This window comes from Micromonospora chokoriensis, assembly GCF_900091505.1.
Lineage (GTDB): Bacteria > Actinomycetota > Actinomycetes > Mycobacteriales > Micromonosporaceae > Micromonospora > Micromonospora chokoriensis.
In genome coordinates this window covers 4,099,576-4,120,656 of sequence record NZ_LT607409.1, presented here as the reverse complement: position 1 = coordinate 4,120,656, position 21,081 = coordinate 4,099,576, and the positions used below count along the sequence as shown (strand labels likewise).

Below are 21,081 nucleotides of genomic sequence, written 5' to 3'. Positions count from 1 at the left end.
CGCCGGCTCCACCCGACCGTGGGCTGTCCGCCCACGGCGACCACGCCGGCGACCTCATTGTCTAGAGTCTCCCTCTTCGGCAGCCGCGCGCTTCTGAGTCACCACCGGTGTGCTGGCGGCTCGGAGCGGTCGGATGGGATGCTCGTCCGGTGTTTCGCCGACACGTCGCCTGGCTCGCTCTGGCAGTGGGGGTGCTCTCCGGCTGCTCCGAGCCGCCCTACCCGCTACCGGACCGGAACGCGGCAGATGTGCGAACCGAGGAGGAGCGTCTCGCGAGTCTTTTACCCGGCGAGCTGCTCGGTGGACCGGGCACCTGCGAGGTCCGACTCCTCGGGCGGGACGGCGCGTCGTCGTTCGCCTGGGCGCACTGTGAAGCGACCCCGGGGCCCGGGGTCACCTCCGGCGTCTCGGTGCCGGTGCGGGTGGACGGCGACCGCGTCACTCAACCCGGCGACGGAAGCGAATACTCGGCGAGCGTGCGTCGCATGTTCCCCGCGCGGCTGGCCGAAGCCGTGCTGCGCGACGACGGCAGACTGCGGCCCTGACCTTCCCCTCCTACCCAGGGAGGAGGCGCGCTCCGACCGGTGGCCGCAACCGGGGCCTGCGGTCGGACGTGATCGGCGGCGGCGATCGCGAGCATCTACAGGCATGACAATCGATCTGCGCCGGGCGGCACGCTGGCACCGCCCACTGATGGTCTTCGTGTCCGCGATGGCGGTGCTCGCCGTCGTCTGCGCGGTCGGCATCCTCGTCGACCAGCGCGTCCTCACCGGGGCTCCGATCTGGCTCAAGCCGTTCAAGTTCGCGGTGTCCTTCGTGCTGTACGGCGCGACGCTCGCCTGGATGCTCACCCTGTTGCCCCGGCGCAGCCGGACCGCCGAGTGGGCAGCGACAGTCGTCGTCGCGATGGCGGTAATCGAGATGGTGCTGATCGTCGTCCAGGTGGTACGCGGGCAGACCAGCCACTTCAACGACACCTCCGCGCTGAACACCGCGCTGTTCGCGGCGATGGGCGCGGCGATCATGGTGCTGTTCCTCGCGCACCTCCTGATCGGCATCGTGCTGCTGATCCGGCGGATCCCGGACCGGGCCGCCGCGACGGCCGTCGGGTGGGGTCTCGGCCTGTCGCTGCTGGGCATGCTCGCGGCGATACCGATGGTGCTGCCCATGCAGGAGCCGGGGATCGACGGGATCTCCGGGGCGCACAGCGTCGGTGTGGTCGACGGCGGGGCGGGCCTGCCGGTTGTCGGCTGGAGCACCACGGGCGGTGACCTGCGGATCGGGCACTTCGTCGGGCTGCACGCCCTCCAGGCGCTGCCCATCCTGGCGATCCTGCTGAGCCGGTTCGCCACCCGACTCGACGAGCGCACCCGCGTCCGGCTCCTGGTCGTCGCGGGCGCGGCGTACGGCGTACTCACCGTGTTGTTGACCTGGCAGGCGCTGCGCGGGCAGCCGCTGCTGCGGCCGGACGCCGTCACCCTCACGGCGGTCGCGGCCCTGGTGGTCACGACCGCGACCGCCGCCGGGCTCGTGCTGGCGCGCCGCCGCCGACCGGACCTGGCGCTGGCGGCATGACCGCGACGCTGTTCTCCCTGACGTTCGCGGTGGCCGCGCCGTTCTGGGCGCTGATGATCCTGCTGCCGCGGTGGTCCTGGACCGCGCGGATCATCGCCTCCCCGCTGATCGTGCTGCCGGTCGTGGTGATCTACGCGCTGCTGGTGCTGCCGGCGTTCGGCGAGGTGCTGCCGGCCGTGGCCTCGCCGACGCTGGCCGGGGTGCGGGACCTGCTCGGCACCTCCGACGGCGCGGCGGCGGGCTGGGCGCACATGATCGCGTTCGATCTGTTCGTCGGGCGGTGGGCGTGGTTGGACAGCCGCGAACGGGGGGTGCCGGCGCTGGTCATGGCTCCGGTGCTGGTGCTGACCATCCTGCTCGGACCGCTCGGCCTGGCCGCGTACCTCGCGGTCCGGACCGGGTGGCGGCGGCCGGCGACCGCCGCCACCGGCCCGCAGCGCCTAGGCTGACCGTCGTGAGCTGGCTGGGGCGGCTGTTCGACCTGCGGGACACACTCGTGCGGATGGTGCTGCTCGACCTCACCGGGTTGTGCTACCTGCTCGTCGTTCCGCACTCCACCAGCACCCCCACGACGGCACAGTGGGTCCTCGCGGTGCCGGCGTTCGCGGTGGCGCTGGCGGCGCACCGCCGACCGGCGGTCAACCTGGTGGCGCAGGCCGCTCTGCTGGCGGTCGCGATCCAGCTGGTCGACGACTTCACGATCAACCAGGTCGGCGCCAGTTGGGCGTTGCTGGAGACGACCATGCGGGCGCGCGGCCCCCGGGCCATCTGGCTGGGCACCGCGCTGCTGGTGGTGGTCGACCTGACCGACTCGATCGGCGACCCGCCACGCCGGTTCGCCTCCGGGGTCGTCGGGCTCGCCGTGGAGGTCGGCGTGCCGGTCCTGCTCGGCCTGGTCATCCGCACCAACCGGGAACTCGCCCGGCAGGCCGTGGAGCAGGCCGCCGCCGAGCAACGCCAGCGTGAGTCGGAGAGCCGGGCGGCACGCGCCGACGAACGCGCCACCATCGCCCGCGAGCTGCACGACGTCGTCGCGCACCACGTGGCGTCGATGGTGCTGCGCGTCGGCGTGGCCCGGCACGTGCTCACCGACCTGGACCCCCGGGCGGGCGAGGTGTTCGACGACGTGCACGGCACCGGCACGGCGGCCCTGGCGGAGCTGCGCCGGCTGGTCGCGGTGCTGCGCGACCCCGACGGGGTACGCGGTGACGCGGCGCTGACCGCGATCGAGCCCTCCGCGCTGCCGGCGGCGATCGGCGCCGCTGTCGACCGGGCACGCCAGGCCGGTGTCACAGTGGAGGCCGACCTGGATCCGGCGATCGGTTCCCTCGACGCGGTACGCGGCATGGCCGTGCTGCGGCTGACCCAGGAGGCACTGACCAACGTGGCCAAACACGCCGGAACCTCAGCGGTGGCGCGGCTCGTCGTCGCCGTCCACGACGACGCGGTGCACTGGGAGGTCACCGACACCGGGCACGGTGGGATCCCGGCGGGTCTACCGGCCGGCGGCGGTCACGGCATCACCGGCATGCGCGAGCGCGTCGAGGTCCTCGGCGGCCGGTTGGAGGCGGGCCCGACCGGCACCGGCTGGCGGGTGCGCACCGTCCTCCCGGCGGTGGTCGCCGCGTCGGACCGTCGCCCGGCCGCGCCCCTGCCCGCCGAGCGGGAGGCCCCGGGCGGGTCGATGCCCGGTGACCATGCGGCCCCGGCGGGATCGCGCACCCCGGAGCCGGCGTGATCCGGGTGCTGCTGGTCGACGACCAGCACCTCATCCGGGCCGGGCTGCGGATGCTCTGCGACGCCCAACCCGACATCGAGGTCGTCGGGGAGGCCGACAACGGCCGCGAGGCGATCACGCTCGCCGCGCGGCTGCTCCCCGACGTCGTGGTCATGGACCTGCGCATGCCCGGCGTCGACGGGATCACCGCGACCAGCCGGATCCTCGCCGAACGCCCCACCACCCGCATCCTGGTGTTGACCACGTTCGGCGACGACGACCACCTCTATCCCGCCCTCACCGCCGGCGCCTGCGGGTTTCTGCTCAAGGACGCGCCCCCGACCGAGTTGCTGGACGGCATCCGCCGGGCCGCCGCCGGTGACAGCCCGTTCAGCGCCGAGGTGCTCCGACGCCTCGTGCAACGCGCCGTGCACGCCCGCCCGGAGACGCCACGACCGGTGCAGGGGTTGACCGCCCGCGAACAGGACGTGCTGAACCTGGTCGCCGAGGGCCTGTCCAACACCGAGATCGGCGATCGGCTCCACATCGGTGTCACCACGGTCAAGACCCACATCACCAGTCTGATGACCAAGACGGACAGCCCGAACCGGGTACGCCTCGCCCTGTTCGCGCGCGGCGTCTGACGCCCCGGCCTAACGGCCGCACGCGTAGCCCTGCATCCCTCGGGGGTTCGCACCGGCGGCGAGCACACCCGTCGCCGGGTCACGGGTCACGGCGCAGAGCCGACCGAGGCTCCACCCGTCGACCACCCGCACCTCGTGCCCGTACGCGCGCAGGGCCGCCAGCACGCTGTCGTCGTAGCGGTCCTCCACCACTAGGACACCGGGCTCGGAGTCCCGTGGGTAGAATGACCCGGGCAGGCCGAGCGTGTGCCAGGCCGGGGCGTCGATCGCCTCCTGGAGGGTCCGACCGCCGACGAGGTGCCGAAGCAGGAACGGCAACTGCCACTGGTCCTGCTGGTCGCCACCGGGTGTCCCGCACGCCAGCACCGGCTCCCCGTCGCGGTGCACCATCGTCGGGCTCAACGTCGTACGCGGTCGGCGCCCCGGCGCCAACGACGACGCGAGGCCCTCCTCCAGCCAGAACATCTGCAACCTGCTGCCCAGCGGGAAGCCGAGTTCCGGGATCGTCGGCGAGCTCTGCAACCAGCCACCGCTCGGGGTAGCGGAGATCATGTTGCCCCACCTGTCGACCACGTCGACGTGACAGGTGTCGCCACGGGTCACCCCGTCCGGCCGCACCGTCGGCTCCCCCGTCGTCGGGTCCGTCGGGGCGGCCCGCCCAACGACGCCGGATCGGACGTGGGCCGGCAGGCGAGGCTGTGCCCCGTCGGGACGTCCCGGCCGCAACCGCGCCGACGCGCGGTCACCGACCAGGGCCGCCCGCTCCCGCGCGTACTCCCGGGACAGCAGCGCCGTGGCGGGCACGTCCACGTCGTCGCCGTACCAGGCTTCCCGGTCGGCGAAGGCGAGTGTGAGCGCCTCGATCTGGGCGTGCACACCGGTCGCGGTGTCCGGGTCGAACGCGGCGGGCTCGTCGAGCGCGTCGAGGGTGGCCAGCGCCTGCAGCAGCACCGGGCCCTGACCCCAGAACCCGGTCTTCGCCACCGAGTAGCCGTGCCAGTCGAGGGTGGCGGGCTGCTCCCAGGTCGCCGAGTACGCGGCCAGGTCGTCCCCGGTGACCAGGCCGGCGTGCGGTCGGCCGCTGGAGTCCTGGAACGGCCGCCGGCTGAACGCGTCGATCGCCTCGGCGACGAAACCGGTGCCCCAGGCCCGTCGCGCGGCCTCGATCTGCGCCTCCCGGTCCGCGCCGGCCGCCTGCCCCGCCCGCACCAGTCGGCGCAGGGTGTCCGCGTACGCCGGGTTGGTGACCATCTCCCCGGCGCGCGGTGGCCGTCCGCCGCGCAGCCAGAGCGCGGCGGACGTGGGCCAGTGGTCCTCGAACAACGACCGCACGGCGGCGACGGTGTCACCGACGCGGCCCACCAGCGGGTGACCGGCGGCGGCGTAGCCGATCGCCGGGTCCAGCACCTCGGCGAGGGTGAGCGTGCCGTGCGCGCGCAGCAGCAGGAGCCAGGCGTCCACGGCACCGGGTACGGCCGCCGCGAGCGGCCCGGCCCCCGGGACGAGGTCCATCCCGAGGGAACGGAAGTGCGCGATGGTCGCCCCGGCCGGCGCCGGCCCCTGCCCGCACAGCACCGTCGGCCGGGGATCCTGCGCGGTGGCCACGATGGCCGGAACCTCGCCGCCCGGCCCGTTCAGGTGCGGCTCGACCACGTGCAGGACGAACCCGGCGGTGACCGCCGCGTCGAAGGCGTTGCCGCCGCGTTCGAGGATGCCCATCGCCGCCTGGCTGGCGAGCCAGTGCGTCGAGGACACCATGCCGACGGTGCCCTGCAACGTGGGTCGGGTGGTGAACGTCATGACAACACCTCACAGGGTCTGCGGCCCGGACGCCGAGCCGGGTGAGGTCCCGCTGGGCCAGATGGCAGGCTACCGGCGCTCAGGCCGGCGCCGAGTTGTACGCCTGCGCCGTCACCCGGACCTGACGGGCCAGGCCCGGCCGCGCGGGCCAGGACACCCGCACCTCGCGGGTCTCCCCCGGCAGGAGCCAGAAGTAGTTGTCGTCGAAGCGGGCCGGCAGAACCCTCTCACCACGCTGGTCGCGCACGGCGAGCCGGACCAACGCGGCGACCGTACGGCCCTGGTTGCGGACCGTCGTGGTGACGGTGTTCCGGCCGTCCACCACACGGACGGTGCCCGACGACGTCGACAGGCGGGTGTTCGGCACGTCGTTGAGCGCCCGCATCTGCTCGGCCCTGTCGTAGCGCCAGTAGGTGTTCTCGGTGAGCAGCCGGTCGCGGCTGTCGCGCAGCTCCAGGCGGACCAGGTGCAGGCCGCCGCCGCCCGGCGCGGCGAGCGGGAAGACCGCCGTCGTCGCCGAACTCGCCACGTCCACCCGCTGCCGCTGCGGCGTACCCAACGACCGGCCGCTCAGGTCGTACCGCCGGGCGGTGACCGTCACACCGGTGACCGCCGTCGCGGTGTGGTTGACCACGCGGACCTGCCAGGTGCCCGGGTCGGCCTGCACGTGCAGCGGCTCGCAGCCCTTGCGGGCCCCGTAGTAGGCGCCGTTCACGTCGAGGTCGTAGTCGTAGGTCTGCCAGACCGTGCTGTGCCACGCCGGGTGCGACATCCACAACAGCAGACCTGTGGCGTCCTGCCAGAGGTTGGCGTTCCACGCCTCGAACATGGCGCGGTGGCTCTCGTAGTTGACGAACTGCGCCCGGGTGGCGAACTCGTCGAGCGAGACGGACTCACCGAGCCGCGCGTCGATGGCCGCCTGGTACGTCCCGACGCGCTGGTTACCGACTGTCGACCAGTCGTGGTAGTTCCACACCTCGCTGATCGGCCACTCCTTCGCGTCGCCGACGAGGTTGCGCATGCTCTCCGTCACCGACACGACCGGCATGCCGATCTCGGTGTGGAAGCCGAAGGAGTCGGCCTCGTACATCGTCACGTCGGTGTAGGTGCTCGGGTCGACCCAGTGGTACGGCCCGCGCCCGCTCACGATGCCGCTGGCGGAGTTGGGGATGTAGAGGATCTCCGGGTGCTCGGTGCTCACGGCCTGCTTGAGGCCGGCGTCGACGATCGGCGGCGGGTCACCCTCGTTGGCGCCGCACCACACCACGATGCTCGGGTGGTGCCGGAACCGCCGGATCGTGTCGGCGGCGATGTCGACGTAGCCCGGCGGGTTGGGCAGGAACCCGCCGGCCTGCCAGAAGTCGTTCCAGACCAGGATGCCCTGCTCGTCGCAGGCCCGGTACAGCTCCTCGCGGTTGCTGCTGCCGAGCCAGTTGCGGATCATCGTGAAGTTCATGTCGCGGTGCATCTCGACGGTGTCGGCCAGCCGGTCGGGCAGCACCCGCCGCAACAGCTCGTCCCAGCCCCAGTTGCCGCCCCGGGCGAACACCGGCACACCGTTGACACTGATCTTCAGCTCGGTGATCTTGTTGCTGACCGCCTTCACGTCGGTCCACGACTGCCCGTCGTTTGAGACCTGGATGACGAAGTCGCGGGCGTACGCCTGCTCCCAGACGATGGTGACCTGGTCGAACGTGACCGGTGCGCCGAGGTCGACCTGGATGTACTGGTTGTCCTCGAACCTCGACGACCAGCGGGTCCGGGGGTTGCCGTCGACGGCCCGGTCCGGGCCGTTGGAATCGCCGTCCGACGACGAGGCGCTGGCGGCCTTGCCCAGGGCCAGGTCCACGTCCGGCTCGGCCTGCCGCCGCACCGAGAGCGCCCACATGGACACCCCCCACGAGGTGGCCCGCGCACCGGTCTGGATGCGCAGGTGCCGGGCGGTCTGACTGGGGAACGTCTCGACCTGGTCGGCGCGGCTGCCCAGCGGGGTGTCGTTGCTGACCGCCTTCACGTCGGTCCAGGCGTCGCCGTCGGCGGAGACCTGGACGCGGTAGTCCAGCGCGTACGCCTGCTCCCAGACGATGGTGACCCGGTCGAAGTCGACGGCCGACCCGAGGTCGACCTGGATCCACTGGTCGTCCTCGGCCTTCGAGGCCCAGCGGGTCGCCGCGTCGCCGTCGACGGCCTTGGCGGCCACGTTGGTGTCGTTCTCGGCGGACGAGGCGGTCGCGTCGCGACGCAGGGCGAGGTCCGGCCCGGTGCCGTCGGCCACCGACAGCGCGAACATCGAGATGCCCCAGCCGGTCGCGCGTTGGCCGGCCTGGATGCGGACGTGTCGGGCGTGCTGCCGGTCGAACGTGACGGTCTGCGTGGCCGCCCCGTCGACGAACTCCAGGGCGGGCTTGCCGGGCGGCGAGATCACGATCGGCTGGTGCCAGTCGTAGGCGAACTGTCGGACACCGAAGCGCAGCTCACGCCGGTCGCTGACCGCGCGCTTGACGGTGGCGGTGAGCGTGAGGTCGTACAGGTGGGGGTCGCCGTAGCCGTTGGGCCACCACAGCCGGGGCTTGCGCAGGCGCAACGCGGGGTGGTGCTCCGGGGCGAAGGTGACGGTGGTGCTGCCGTCGGCGGGGACGGTGACAGTGGACTCGACGCGTACCCTGTCGAACTCGGCGCGGACGGTGACGGTGGTGGCGGTGGCCGTCGCGTTGCGGACCGGCACCCGGATGGTGACCTCGGCGGTGTCGGTGCGGGGCAGGTCCGGCAGCGTGGTCTGCACGTGCGGGTCGCCGACGACCACGGCGCCGGTGCTGCGCAGCCGGACGTGGTCCCACAGGCCGGTGACCCGGTCGCGGACGGCGGGCATCCAGTCCCAGCCGGACACCGCCAGGTAGGTCGGCGCGTCGAGGTAGTGGTGGGCCGACTGGAGGAAGGTACGGCCGTCGGGGCCCTTGTCGCCGGGGGTGCCCTGGTGTGGCATCGGGGTGACCCGGACGGCGAGGACGTGCTCGCCGCGGTGACCGGCGAGGGCGTCGGTGATGTCGAAGGCCGCCCGCGCGAAGGGGTGCTTGACGCTGCCGACCTGCACGCCGTTGACCCAGGCGGTCGCCTCGTGGTTGATGCCGTCGAACTCCAGCCAGATCCGCCGACCGGCCGACGTGTCCAGCTCGCGTGGCAACCGCAGGGTGCGCCGGTACCACCAGGTGTGCCGGGACAGCGCCTCGGGGATGCGCATGTTGTTGAAGCCGGACACCGGGTCGGGCAGGTGCCCCTGCTCGACCAGGGTGCCCAGCACGGTGCCGGGCACCGTCGCCGGCAGCCAGGACCGGACGTCGACGCCCGCTCGGGAGAGTTCGGCGCCGTCGGCGGTGCCCGCGAAGTCGTCCATCGTCAGCGACCAGCCGGACTCCAGCGGCACGGTGCCGTCGGCGGCGACACTCAGCGCGGGAGCCGGGCCGGTGTTGCCGTCCTCCCAACTGGTCCAGCCCTCGGCCTTCGGCCGTCCGGCCAGGGGTACGCCGTAGACCTGGAACCCGTTGAGGCCCACCGGGTTGCTGTTCGCACGCTTCGTGGCCGTCATGCGGATCCACCGGGCGGTGACCGGCGCGGGCAGCTTGATCGCCTGCACACCGCCCTGACCCTCGGTCGTCTCGTACACCGACGTCCAGGTCCGGCCGTCGGTGGAGACCTCGATCCGGTACGACGTGGCGGCGCTGGAGAGAATCTCGTCGCCGTCGGTCTCGGTGTAGTTGCCGTCGAACGGCCCGTCGGCGAGCGTGGCCTCGAAGACCAGGGTGATCGCCTCGACCCGGCAGGGCGCCTGCAGGTCCACGGAGATCCATTGTGGATCGGCGTTGCCGGCGGCCCGCCACCCACTCCCCCGGACGCCGACCTGCGGCAGGCCGTCCACCGCGAAGGTCGCGGGCGTCGGCGCGTAGTCGGTCGAGGAGACCGCGACCGGACGGTACCGGGCGAGGTCGGTGGCCTGCGGGGTGGCGGGCGGCGTCGCCGGAGCGGCGGCCGCGACGGCGTCCGGTAGGACCGCGGCCACCCCGACCGACGCCAGCAGCGTGGCTCCGGCGGAGAGGAAGGTACGCCGCGACAGGGGCGATTGCTCGGACATTGCGCCTCCAGACGGGACAACGTTGTCAGACGAGGGCCTGCGACAACGTTGTCAGATCGTGGCCGCATGTTTCGCCGGAGTCAAGAGTCCGAGTCGATCGTGATCCCGCGAACGCGGTGCGCAGTTTGATCCATGTCGGACGGCGCTCTCCAGTCCTCTCGAAGCCCGATCGGCAGTCGCCTCGGCTTCGCGGGGCTCTTCCGGCCGTCCTGCCACCGCTACCGGTGATCGGATTCGGCCAGAAACCACGATCCGTTAGCGTAGCGATGCGTTCGAGGCGGCGAGGTTCGATGCCTCGTTGCTGTAGGTGCTGCCAGAGTGGTTCGAGGGCAGCAGGGGGTAGTGCAGGTATTCGCCGTCCCGGATGCGATCGAACTACCAACGGCTCGGGCGGGGGCGGTTGGCACGCTGCCTTTGGAGCTGATGTCGCAGACGATTCAGATCGGTGGGTCGCAGCCCTCCCCCGTCAATCCCTGAACCGTCACCCTCAGCCGCCGACGGGCGAAATTCGAGCTTGCACCTGCACATCCCGACGCCGCACGCCCCACGCCGCACGCCCACGCCCCATGCCCCACGCCCCACGCCCCACGCCTCGACCGTGATGTCGCAAACGATTCAGCTCCAAAGGCAGCGACCAACACCCTCGGGCCACCCGAAAGGCAGCAACCGCGGAACTTGGCGGCCACGCGAAAGGCACCAACTGCGGACTCCGGCGGCCGGCCACGCGACTCGAAGCGACCGTGGGATCCGGCGGCCACGCGACACGCGGCGACCGCGGGATCCGGCGGCCACCGGGCTGGATGACCGGCGGTCAGCTCGTCCGCCGGTCGTCGCGGTGCTGACGGTCGCGAGGGTGGTACTCCGGGCGGAGCTTCGCGGCGGCGAACGCCCCCTTCACCGCTGCCGAGAGCGCGACGATGTCGTACGCGCCGTGGTGGCGTCGGCCGTTGATGAAGAAGGTCGGGGTGCCGGTGACGCCGCTGAGATCGGCGGACTCGACGTCCTCGGCCACCCGGTCCACGCCCAGACGTTTGACCATGTGCTCCCGGAACATGTCCAGATCCAGGCCGAGGCGCTCGGCGTAGCCCAGCAGGTCGCTGGGACTGAGCGCGTCCTGGTGGGTGAGGAGCAGATCGTGCATCTCCCAGAACGAGCCCTGCTCTCCCGCCGCTTCGGCGGCCTCGGCGGCGAGTTGGGCGTGCGGGTGGACGTCGGTGAGCGGCAGGTGTCGCCACACGTACCGGACATTGGCGAAGTCGGCCAGCATCTCCCGCACCACCGGCTCGGCCTGCCCGCAGTAGGGGCACTCGAAGTCGCCGTACTCCACGACCGTCACCGGCGCGTCCAGGGCTCCCCGCATGTGGTCACGCCCCGACTCGACCGGAAGTTTCAGGTCGACGATGGCCTCGGTGACGCCGAGCAGAGCGCGTGCACGTCGCGACGGCGAGAGCCGGGCGACAGCACGGAACACCAACCAGGTCACGACGGACGCACCAACCGTCGCGACCAGGATGCCGAACTTGGCCTCGTCCAGCGCCGGGCCGTGCAGGGCGTGGGTGGCGATCAGGAGGGCGACGGTGAACCCGATGCCGGACACGGTGCCGACGCCCGCCACGGCCACCCAACCGACGGGTGGCCGGAACCGGTTCCCGCTCAGCCGGGCCACCAGCCACGAGGTGGCCACGATCCCGGCCGGCTTGCCGACGACGTACGCCGCCACGACGCCGAGCGTCACCGGCGACGTCACGGCCCTGGACAGCAGCTCGCCGTCGAGGACGATCCCGACGTTCGCCAGGGCGAACAGCGGCACGACAACGTAGCTCGCCCACGGGTGGTAGAGGGTCTGCAGCCGCTCGTTCGGCGACAGCGCCGAGGTGAGACCGGCCTGGGCCATCCGGGCGAGCTGCGGGGTGGGCTGCTCCCGGAAGAGGCGGAACTGGTCGCTCGCGTACTGCAGCTCGTCCCGCCCGGGGGCGTACGCATAGGTCAGCAGGCCCATGATCAGGCCCACCACGACCGGGTCGACACCGGACTCCGAGACCGCGACCCAGGCCGCCACCCCCAACAGCGCGTAGACCGGCCCGAACCGCACTCCCCACGCCCGGACGAGCAGCACGAGACCGAAGATCACCACCGCGACGAGCAACGCCGGGGGCGAGGGGTGATCCGGGTACGCGATGGCCAGCACCGCGATCGCGACCAGGTCGTCGACGACGGAGACGGTCAGCAGGAAGCTGCGCAGCCGGTCCGAGAAGCGCGGCCCGAAGACGGCAAGGGCGCCGAGCGCGAGCGCCGTGTCGGTCGCCATCACCGCACCCCAGCCGGCGGCGGTGGTCTGCCCCGCGTTGAACGCGAGGTAGATCGCGATCGGCACGAGCATGCCGCCGAACCCGGCCAGCATCGGCAACGCCAGTCGCCGCCGCTCCCGCAGCTCGCCGATGTCGAACTCGCGACGCAACTCCAACCCCGCGACCAGGAAGAAGACCGTCATCAACCCGCTGTTGACCCAGGTCCGCAGGTCGTGCGACACCGGCCAGTCGCCGAGCCGGACCGAGAAGGTGGTGCTCCAGACCGACTCGTACGACGACGAGTGCAGGTTCGCCCACACGAGGGCCACCGCCGCGGCGACCACCACCACCCGCGCGCCGCCGGTCTCGGTGCGCAGGAACGCGCGCAGCGGAGCGTTGAACCGCCCCTCCCAGGCGGTCCGGGTGATCATCACCCGACGCGGGTTGTTGCTCGTCACGGAACAATCTTCGTTGACCCGACCGTCACGCGGTCCGAATTGAGGCACATCACCGACCGGCCCCGGTCGGGCGGGAAAGCGCTACTCCTCCTCGGCGAACACTGCCGCACGGCGCCTGCGGATCGCCGGGAGGACGGCGACGACGAGCGCGGCGACCGCCAGAGCCAGGAGCACCGCCGAGATCGGTCGGGTCACGAAGACCGACGGGTCGCCACGGGAGATGATGAGCGCGCGTCGCAGGTTCTCCTCCAGCAACGGGCCGAGGACGAAGCCGAGCAGCAGTGGCGCCGGCTCGCAACCACACTTGATCAGCAGGTAGCCCAGGATCCCGAAGAACGCGATCGCGTAGACGTCGTACGCGTTGAAGTTCAGCGAGTAGGTGCCGATCGCGGCGAACAGGATGATCATCGGGAACAGCACCTGGTACGGGATGCGCAGCATGCGCACCCAGAGGCCGATCAGCGGCAGGTTGAGCAGCAGCAGGAGCACGTTGCCGATCCACATCGACGCGATCAGACCCCAGAACAACGCCGGTTCGTCGTTGATGACGTTCGGGCCGGGTGTGATGCCGTGCACGATGAACGCGCCGATCATCAGTGCCATCACCGGGTGGGCCGGCAGACCCAGGGTGAGCAGTGGGATGAACGACGTCTGTGCGGCGGCGTTGTTCGCCGACTCGGGGCCGGCGACACCCTCGATCGCACCGTGCCCGAACTCCTGCGGCCGCTCCGAGATCCGCTTCTCGACGGCGTACGAGGTGAACGAGGCGAGCACGTGCCCGCCTCCGGGCAGGACACCGAGCGCGGCGCCGAGACCGGTGCCCCGCGCGATCGGGGCGACGATCCGACGTCGGTCCTCGCGGGTCGGCCAGAGGTTGGTCACCCGGTTGACGAGCGCCGTACGGGTCTGCTCGTTCTCCAGGTTGCGCAGGATCTCGGCCACCCCGAACAGGCCCACGGCGACCGACACGAAGTCGATGCCCCCGTACAACTCCCGCTGCTCGAACACGAACCGGGGCGTCCCGGTGTAGATGTCCTGGCCGACGGTGCCGAGCAGCACGCCGAGCGCGATCATCGCCAGCGCCTTGAGGGCCGTGCCCCGGGCCAGTGCGATCGAGACGATCAGGCCGAACAGCACGAGCGAGAAGTAGTCGGCCGGGCCGAACTTCAACGCGACGCCGGCCAGCGGTGGAGCAGCGGCGGCGAGCGCCACGGTGGCGACCGTACCCGCGATGAAGGACCCGATCGCCGCGGCTGCCAGGGCCGGTCCGGCCCGGCCCTGGCGGGCCATCTCGTGCCCGTCCAGCGCGGTGACCGCGGCGGACGACTCACCGGGCAGGTTGATCAGGATGGCGGTCGTCGAACCGCCGTACTGTGCGCCGTAGTAGATACCGGCCAGCATGATCAGCGCCGTCACCGGCTCGAAGCTGAACGTGATCGGCAGCAGCATCGCGACCGTCGCGGTCGGTCCGATCCCGGGCAGGACGCCCACCGCGGTGCCGAGCAGCACTCCCACGAAGCAGTAGAGGACGTTCTGGACCAGGAGGGCCGTCGAGAAGCCCAGCGCGAGGTTGTCGAGGAGTTCCATGCCTCAATCCAGATGCCGCGTCAGAACACCAACCACGGGCCCCACAGGGGGATCCGCAGCTGAAGTCCGACGACGAAGATGAGCGTGCTGGCCACCGTCAACCCGGCGGCCACGGCCACCGCCGTGAGCGGCCGTACGCGTCTGCTGGCCAGCGTGGTGAGCAGGGCGGTCACCGCCGTCGTCGGGACGAATCCGAGGCGCCGGACGGTGAATCCGAAGAACAGGACCGCGAGCACGATGACGGCGACGGCCCGCCACGGGACCGGCCCGAACGAGATCACCTCACCGGCGACGAGGCCCTTCCCGACGATCGCCAGGCCCAGTGCGACCACTGCCGCGCCCACCAGCAACGGGAAGGCGCCCGGGCCCATCCGGGTCGGGGTGCCCAGCTCGTAGCCGAGCGCCCCCACCACGAACGCGCCACCGATCAGGATGAACATGCCCCCGGCGAGGACGTCCGGGAACGACCGATGGCGGTGCACCTCAGGACACCTTGACCCCGGCGTCGGCGATGATCTTCGCCCAGGTGCCGAGTTGCTCGTCGAGCTTCGCCCGGTGCGCGTCCGGTGTCGCGTCCTGGGCCGGGACCGGCGCGGTGCCGAGTTTGGCCATCTGGTCGATGACCCCCTGGTCGGCCAGCGCCACCTTCAACGCCTCGGACAGCTTCTGGACGATCTCCGGCGGTGTGTCGGCCGGGACGTAGAGACCGTGCCACACGCTGACCTTCAGCTGGGGCAAGCCGGCCTCGGTGGTGGTGGGCAGGTCGGGGAGGCTCTTCACCCGCTCGGGCGTGGTGACCGCGTACGCCTTCACCTTCCCCGCGGCGATCTGACCGCTGGTGTTCGTCGTCTGGTCGCACATGACGTCGACCTGACCGCCGACGAGGTCGGTCAGCGCGGGACCGGTGCCCTGGTACGGGACCTCCTGCAGCTCGACGCCCGTGGTGGTCTGGAACAGCAGGCCGCACAGGTGGGAGGCGGCCCCGATACCCGCGTTGGCCAGCGTGACAGTGCTGGCGTTCGCCTTCACGTGGGCGACGAGGTCGGGAAGCGTCGCGGGCGCGAAGTCCTTCCGGGCGACGATGGTCATCGGCACCTCGGTGACCAGACCGACCGTCTCGAAGTCCTCCAGGGGCTTGTAGCCGAGGCTCTTGTACAGGGCGGGCGCCGTCGACATGCCGATGTGGTGCATGAGCACCGTGTAACCGTCCGGCCTGGCCCGCGCGACGTCGCCGGCGCCGACGGTGCCGCCGGCACCCTCGACGTTCTGGACGACGATCTTGCCGCCGAGCTTCTTTGCCATCGGCTCGGCGATCATGCGGGTGACCGTGTCCGTCGGCCCGCCGGCGCTGAACGGCACGACGATGGTGATGTTCTGGTCCGGGTAACCTGCGGCGTCGCCTCCGCCGGTGGCGCCTCCGTTACCGGAGCAGGCCGCGGCGAGCGCGACGACGCTGATCGCGGCGGTCATCCGTCCGGCGGCCCGGTACCTGCTGGTCGTTCCCATACGGCGGCCCTCCCCATCAGCACATGGACATTCCTCGGTGGCGGCGAGAACCCCAGTCTCTGCTGGTCGGGGCACGGATGGTGTCAGAGAAATCCCAAGAACTCGCGGACCGCACGAGCACCGCTCCGGGCCGTACAATCCGCTGGTATGCGGATAACCGTCATCGAGGATGACGACCGCGTGGCCCGGGGCCTGGTGACCGTGCTGACCCAGGCGGGCTTCGAGGTCCACCGGGTCGCCACCGCCGCGGAGGCGGTGCGCGCCGCGCCGTCCGACGTGGTCCTCGTCGACCTCGGTCTTCCCGACGGCGACGGGCTCGACGTGATCCGCAGGCTGCGGGACCACCCGCAGACCGCCGTCATCGCGGTGACCGCGCGGTCCGAGGAGCACGAGCGGGTCCGTGGCCTGCGCGCCGGCGCCGACGACTACATCGTCAAGCCGTTCGGCATTCCGGAACTGCTCGCCCGCATCGATGCCGTGCTGCGGCGCACCCGGGCCGCCCGCGCGCACGGCCGGCCGGACGCGCCGCTCGTCCTCGGGCCGGTGCGGATCTGCGTCGGCACCCGCGAGGTCACCGTCGACGGCACCCCCGTGCCGCTGACCCGCAAGGAGTTCGAGTTGCTCCTGCTCCTGGCACGGCGTGCGCCCAACGTGGTCAGCCGCGACGTCATCCTCGACCAGATCTGGGGCGCGACCTGGGAGTCGTCGAGCCGCACCCTGGACACCCACATCGCGGCGCTGCGGCACAAGCTCGGGTCGGGAGTGGTCATCCGGACGGTCCACGGCGTCGGCTATCGGCTCCTCGCCGACCAGCCGGAGTTGATCGGCTGACGCGCCGTGCACCGCCGCCTGCTGGTCGTCCTGGTCCCCCTCGCGGTGCTTCTCGTCGCGGCGCTCGGGGTGCCGCTCAGCGTCACCGTGGCCGAACGGGAGATGCAGGAGACCTACGTCAACCGGTTGGGCGACGTCGGCCGGTTCGCGTCGCTGGCCGAGGCGGCGCTGTCCACCGGCCGAACCGAGGCGTTGCAGCAGGAACTGACGCGGTACCACGATCTCTACGGCATCCCGGTCGCGTTGATCGACACGTCGGGCACTGTGCTCCTCGGGCCCGTCGACGCCTACGAGACGGCGGCCCGCACCGAACCGGCGTTGCCCCGGATCGTCACCGCCGCACTGGCCGGCGCCCGGTCCGAGCCGTCCTGGGAATGGGCGCCGTGGAACGACTCCGCCCTCGTCGTGGCGGAGCCGGTGGGCCGGGACAGCGAGGTCGTCGGCGCCGTCGTGACGATCTCCGACCTGTCCAGGACGCGCGAGCTCATCCTCGTCCGCTGGGCCTGGCTGGCCGGGCTCGGGCTGCTGCCGTTGGTCGCGCTGGCGGCCGTCGCCTGGCCGGTGTCGGCGTGGGTGCTGCGGCCGGTGCGGAAACTGGACGCGGCGACCTCGCGCATCTCCGAGGGCGACCTGACGATCCGCGCCGACGCCGAGGCCGGGCCGATCGAGCTGCGGCGGCTGGCGCAGTCGTTCAACACCATGATGGACGCCGTCGAGAACGCCGCGCAGCGCCAGCGCGCGTTCGTGTCCGACGCGTCGCACCAGTTGCGCAACCCGTTGACCAGCCTCCGGCTCGCGGTGGAGAGCCTCGCGCCGCACCTGCGGCCGGAGGGTGACGGCCGGCAGGTGTACGACGTCGCCGTCGACGAGCTGAAGGCGATGCAGCGGATGCTGAACTCGTTGCAGGCCAGCGCGCGGATGGAGAGCATGCGGACCGCGTCGCCGGTGGACCTCGACGAGGTGCTGGCGACCCGGGTCGACAGGTGGCGGGCACTGACGGCCACGGCCGGGCAGGCACTGACTGTCGACGTACCACAGGGGTTGCGGTTGCTGGAGCCGCCGGGCGGCCTGGGCAGCATCCTGGACGAGCTGGTCAGCAACGCGCTGCGGCTGTCCGGCGCACGGGCCGTGGAGGTGGCCGCACAGGTCGTCCCCGGTCACGTCGGCGCCGTGGTCACGATCGTCGTCCGCGACGACGGTCAGGGCATCGACGTGTCCGAGCGGGCCCAGGCGCTACGACGGTTCTGGCGGGCGCCACGACACCAGAACGTGTCCGGTACCGGCCTGGGGCTGGCGATCTGCGCCGACCTGGTCGGGTCGGCCGGGGGCACGTTGCGTCTGGAGGACGGCCTGCCCCGTCCGGACGGCTCCGGGCACGGCCTCGCCGCGGTGGTGGTGCTGCCGGTCGTACCCCAGGTGGTGTCGCCGGCCGACGCTGCGGCGTCGGTGCCCGGCTGACGGCCCGGTCGTGGGCCCGGGTCAGCGCTTCCGGTCGCGGAACCAGGCCGCCGCGCCCGGGTGCAGCGGCACCGACGCCGTCGATATTCCGGTACGCACGTTGATCTGCCACGCCTCGGGAAGGGTTTCGGCGTCGTCGCGGCCGGCGGAGGTGATCGCGCCGGTGTGCGTGAACACCGTGTCGGTGATGGCGTAGACCAGGTCGTCGGGCAGGTCGTCGCGCGCGAGCAGCACGTTCGGTACGGCGACGGTGCGGGTGGCCGGGACACCGGCGTAGGCGGTCGCGTGGATCATCGCCGGGGCGTACGGACCCGGGTACGCCGTGAACAGCCCGCCCGCCTGCGCGTCCAACGGGATCAGCCGGATGGGATGCTGCTGCGCCAGCTCGGTGATGGCGGGTGTCGGGACACCGGTCAGCGAGAACATCGCGTCGATCGAACCGTCGCGCAACGCCGCCGCCGATTCGGCCTGGCTGAGATGTCTGCGGTCGACGGTCACCGGGCCGAGCCGCAGGACGCGCAGCGATGTGAACTCCGTGCCCGAGTCGTGCGCACCGAGGGACAGACGCCTGCCCCCGAGGTCCTGGAACTCGTCGATCGTCGAACCGGCCATCACCACGAGATGCAGGTGACTGTCGTAGAGCCGGCAGATCGCCGACAGCCCCCGGGGCGCGCTGCCGTCGGCCTCGATCAACGCGTCCAGGCTCGTCAGCCCGAGGTGCACGTCGCCGGCCCGCAGCATCCGGATGTTGTCGGTGGACGCCCCGCTCGGCACCGTGGTCACTGTCGCGCCCGGCACCTGCTCGGAGATGTGGTCGGCCAACGCGCCACCGATGCGTCGGTAGACCGCTCCCGCCGGTCCGGTCGCCAGTCGCAGGTGGACCTCGCTCACCTCGGGCTGTCGTGAGCAACCGACGAGCAGCCCTCCGGCGGCCAGCAGCGCCGCCCGACGGCTGAACCGCATCCCCGAGTCCAGCGCCATGGCGACATGATACGGACCGCGTGGAGCAGTGGTACCGACCGTTCTGTCCGCTAGGATGGTGGGTATGGCGCGCACCGAACCCGACACCCGGCCCTCTGCCGCGCGACTCCGGCTCCTCACCACGGCGATGCGGCTCTTCTACGCCGAGGGGATCCACTCCGTCGGCGTCGACCGGATCATCGCCGAGGCACAGGTGACCCGGGCCACGTTCTACCGGCACTTCCCGAGCAAGGACGACCTCATCCTGGCCTACCTGCGGGAGGTCCACGCCCTGGAGCGTGGACTGGTCGACGCGGCGATCACCGCCAACCCCGCGCCGGTCGACTCACTCCTCGGCATCGCCGGCGCCATCGCCCAGAACATCCAGTCCCCCGCGTTCCGCGGATGCGCCTTCCTGAACGCCGCAGCGGAGTATCCCGACACCGGCCATCCGGTGCACCAGGAGATCATCGCCCACCGGCAGTGGTTCCTGGACACGCTCACCACGCTGATGGCGCAGGTCCACGAGGAGACGGCCGACCCCGCCGCGCGGCACTTCGTCATGCTCCGCGACGGCGCGATGGCCGCCGGATGCCTGTTCAACCCCGCCCTGGTGTCCGAGACCTTCCTGCGTGGGGTGGAGGGTCTCCTCCGGATCAACACCGAGCGCCAGTCCGCCGGAACCGACAGCTGAGCCGCCTGGTCAGGCCTCGGAGTCGTCCCGGTCGGACGGCTCCCGTCCGACCGCTGGGGCGGGCACCTGCGCCGGACGGCCCCGACGTCGCAGCGCCTCGAGCAGCGCGACCACTGCCAACACACCAGCCACCACGGACAGCGCGGCCATCGACGTCCAGCGCGACAGCGCCGGCGTGAGCACCGACAGAGCCGCCAGGCCGATCACCAGCGTTCGGGAGACCCGGCCGAAGATCTCGTACTCCAGCCGCATGCGGGCCACGAGGAAGAGCGCCGGACCGCCCACCACGAACAGCAGCCAACCCGGCCGCGGCGAACCGTACGGATGGTCGATCACCAGCTCGTAACCGACAGCCGTGACGAGCACGCTGAGCACGATCAGCAGATGCGTGCGCTCCGACGCCGTGCCCAGTCGGCCGGGCATACCCGCGCGGCCCAACGCATCGGTCAGCAGCAGACCGGCATGGTAGAAGTAGATCCGCCAGAGCAGCGCGCTGGTGACGAACGCGACGACGAAGGCCGCCGCCCGCTCGACGGAGTAGTCAGCGCCGCCGAAGACGATGGCGATGAGCAGGATCGACTCACCGAGGGCGATGAGGATCATCTGCTGGTAGCGGTCGGCGAGATGCATCCCGGCGATCCGCCAACGGCCCACCGCCGAGGCGCCGAGCCTCGGAAGAGGCCAGCCCAGAATCCAGGCGAGATAGTCGACGCCGAGAGCGACAGCCCACAGCGCCGGGAGAAGCCGGTCCGGGCCCAGGGCGCCGGCCAGCCACAGCGGTGCGCTCGCCGCCGCCCAGACGGCGAGCCGGAAGGGCACCAGCCGTCGCGGATGGCCACGCAGCGCGACGGCGATCACCAACGGCCGCACCACCATGACCGACAGGTACGCGACCGCGAACGGCAGCGCCCGCTCCTCCATCCCACGGGGCAGCGTGACCGCCATGACCAGGCCGGCGAACATGGTGCCGACCACGACGGCCTGGATGATGGACCGCTCCGGCTCGTAGCGGCTGGTGATCCACGCCGTGTGCGACCAGATCAGCCAGAGCGCCAGGAAGAGCAACAGGGTACGACCGAACCCGCTCACGAGCGCCCAGCCGGTTTCGTCACCCAGCTCGGCGAACCGTCGCGAGACCTGGGTGAGGGCCGCCACGAAGGCCAGGTCGAAGAACAGCTCCAGGAACGTGGCTCGGCCCGAACTCGTCGGCGGGCGCAGCAGCCTGGCACCAGGTCCCGCCGTCATCGCCCTCCTCGGTCCGCCCCCCTCGTCGCACCAACGAATCGACCTGCGAGGGGTTGCGTCAGAGCAGCAGGACAACGCGCGCCAGGACGAGCAATTCATGCAGTTCGTCTTTTGTACCCGTCAGCCGGATCGGGACATCGCGATCCATCGTGGATCAATAGGCTCTGGGCCTCTCAACTCGATCGAGGAGGG

16 protein-coding genes are annotated in these 21,081 nt (G+C 71.6%); 8 read left to right on the top strand and 8 right to left on the bottom strand.

The window, feature by feature from the left end; all coding sequences use genetic code 11:
* Window positions 1–149: 149 nt before the first annotated feature.
* The 5 genes from GA0070612_RS19035 (at window position 150) to GA0070612_RS19015 (ending at window position 3,936) form a co-directional block, all read left to right on the top strand.
* Entirely contained in the window at window positions 150–545 is a 396-nt protein-coding gene (locus GA0070612_RS19035) for a hypothetical protein (protein ID WP_157742546.1), read from the top strand.
* A 103-nt stretch (window positions 546–648) separates the two neighbouring features.
* A complete protein-coding gene (locus GA0070612_RS19030; RefSeq protein WP_088989135.1) occupies window positions 649–1,575 on the top strand; it encodes a hypothetical protein in 927 nt (308 codons plus the stop codon).
* On the top strand, window positions 1,572–2,024 hold the full coding sequence (locus tag GA0070612_RS19025; RefSeq protein WP_088989134.1) for an ABA4-like family protein: 453 nt from the start codon (window positions 1,572–1,574) through the stop codon (window positions 2,022–2,024). Before GA0070612_RS19030 ends, GA0070612_RS19025 begins: the two co-directional genes overlap by 4 nt.
* A 5-nt stretch (window positions 2,025–2,029) precedes the next feature.
* Complete coding sequence (locus GA0070612_RS19020) at window positions 2,030–3,313, top strand: sensor histidine kinase (RefSeq protein ID WP_088991608.1); 1,284 nt, start codon at window positions 2,030–2,032, stop codon at window positions 3,311–3,313.
* Window positions 3,310–3,936 (top strand): response regulator transcription factor, encoded by a 627-nt coding sequence (locus GA0070612_RS19015; protein ID WP_088989133.1) that lies wholly within the window; start codon window positions 3,310–3,312, stop codon window positions 3,934–3,936. The genes GA0070612_RS19020 and GA0070612_RS19015 overlap by 4 nt, the downstream gene beginning before the upstream one ends.
* A gap of 9 nt (window positions 3,937–3,945) precedes the next feature.
* Here the strand turns inward: GA0070612_RS19015 and GA0070612_RS19010 are convergent, their stop codons facing one another.
* From GA0070612_RS19010 to GA0070612_RS18985, 6 genes are all read right to left on the bottom strand, one after another.
* The gene (locus GA0070612_RS19010) at window positions 3,946–5,736 is read right to left on the bottom strand and encodes a gamma-glutamyltransferase family protein (RefSeq protein ID WP_088989132.1); all 1,791 of its coding nucleotides are present in this window, start codon (window positions 5,734–5,736) and stop codon (window positions 3,946–3,948) included.
* A 79-nt stretch (window positions 5,737–5,815) separates the two neighbouring features.
* Complete coding sequence (locus tag GA0070612_RS19005; RefSeq protein WP_088989131.1) at window positions 5,816–9,862, bottom strand: discoidin domain-containing protein; 4,047 nt, start codon at window positions 9,860–9,862, stop codon at window positions 5,816–5,818.
* Between the two features lie 811 nt (window positions 9,863–10,673).
* Window positions 10,674–12,608, bottom strand: a complete 1,935-nt coding sequence (gene nhaA / locus GA0070612_RS19000) for a Na+/H+ antiporter NhaA (RefSeq protein ID WP_408630505.1) — start codon at window positions 12,606–12,608, stop codon at window positions 10,674–10,676.
* 81 nt (window positions 12,609–12,689) lie between these two features.
* Window positions 12,690–14,195 (bottom strand): tripartite tricarboxylate transporter permease, encoded by a 1,506-nt coding sequence (locus GA0070612_RS18995; protein ID WP_088989130.1) that lies wholly within the window; start codon window positions 14,193–14,195, stop codon window positions 12,690–12,692.
* A 20-nt stretch (window positions 14,196–14,215) separates the two neighbouring features.
* Entirely contained in the window at window positions 14,216–14,677 is a 462-nt protein-coding gene (locus tag GA0070612_RS18990) for a tripartite tricarboxylate transporter TctB family protein (protein ID WP_088989129.1), read from the bottom strand.
* A 1-nt stretch (window position 14,678) separates the two neighbouring features.
* Entirely contained in the window at window positions 14,679–15,701 is a 1,023-nt protein-coding gene (locus GA0070612_RS18985; protein WP_197699192.1) for a tripartite tricarboxylate transporter substrate-binding protein, read from the bottom strand.
* A gap of 147 nt (window positions 15,702–15,848) precedes the next feature.
* Between GA0070612_RS18985 and GA0070612_RS18980 the strand changes: the two genes are divergently transcribed.
* Entirely contained in the window at window positions 15,849–16,532 is a 684-nt protein-coding gene (locus GA0070612_RS18980) for a response regulator transcription factor (RefSeq protein WP_088989127.1), read from the top strand.
* 6 nt (window positions 16,533–16,538) lie between these two features.
* On the top strand, window positions 16,539–17,990 hold the full coding sequence (locus GA0070612_RS18975; RefSeq protein WP_088989126.1) for a sensor histidine kinase: 1,452 nt from the start codon (window positions 16,539–16,541) through the stop codon (window positions 17,988–17,990).
* Between the two features lie 21 nt (window positions 17,991–18,011).
* Here GA0070612_RS18975 and GA0070612_RS18970 read toward each other — a convergent pair whose 3' ends face one another.
* Window positions 18,012–18,971 carry a TAXI family TRAP transporter solute-binding subunit gene (locus GA0070612_RS18970; protein WP_197699191.1) on the bottom strand — a complete coding sequence of 320 codons (960 nt, stop codon included), beginning with the start codon at window positions 18,969–18,971 and terminating at the stop codon, window positions 18,012–18,014.
* Between the two features lie 64 nt (window positions 18,972–19,035).
* Between GA0070612_RS18970 and GA0070612_RS18965 the strand changes: the two genes are divergently transcribed.
* Window positions 19,036–19,644, top strand: coding sequence for a TetR/AcrR family transcriptional regulator (locus GA0070612_RS18965; RefSeq protein ID WP_088989125.1), 609 nt, complete (start codon window positions 19,036–19,038; stop codon window positions 19,642–19,644).
* Window positions 19,645–19,653: 9 nt separating this feature from the next.
* Here GA0070612_RS18965 and GA0070612_RS18960 read toward each other — a convergent pair whose 3' ends face one another.
* A complete protein-coding gene (locus GA0070612_RS18960; RefSeq protein WP_088989124.1) occupies window positions 19,654–20,889 on the bottom strand; it encodes a low temperature requirement protein A in 1,236 nt (411 codons plus the stop codon).
* Between the last annotated feature and the right edge of the window lie 192 nt (window positions 20,890–21,081).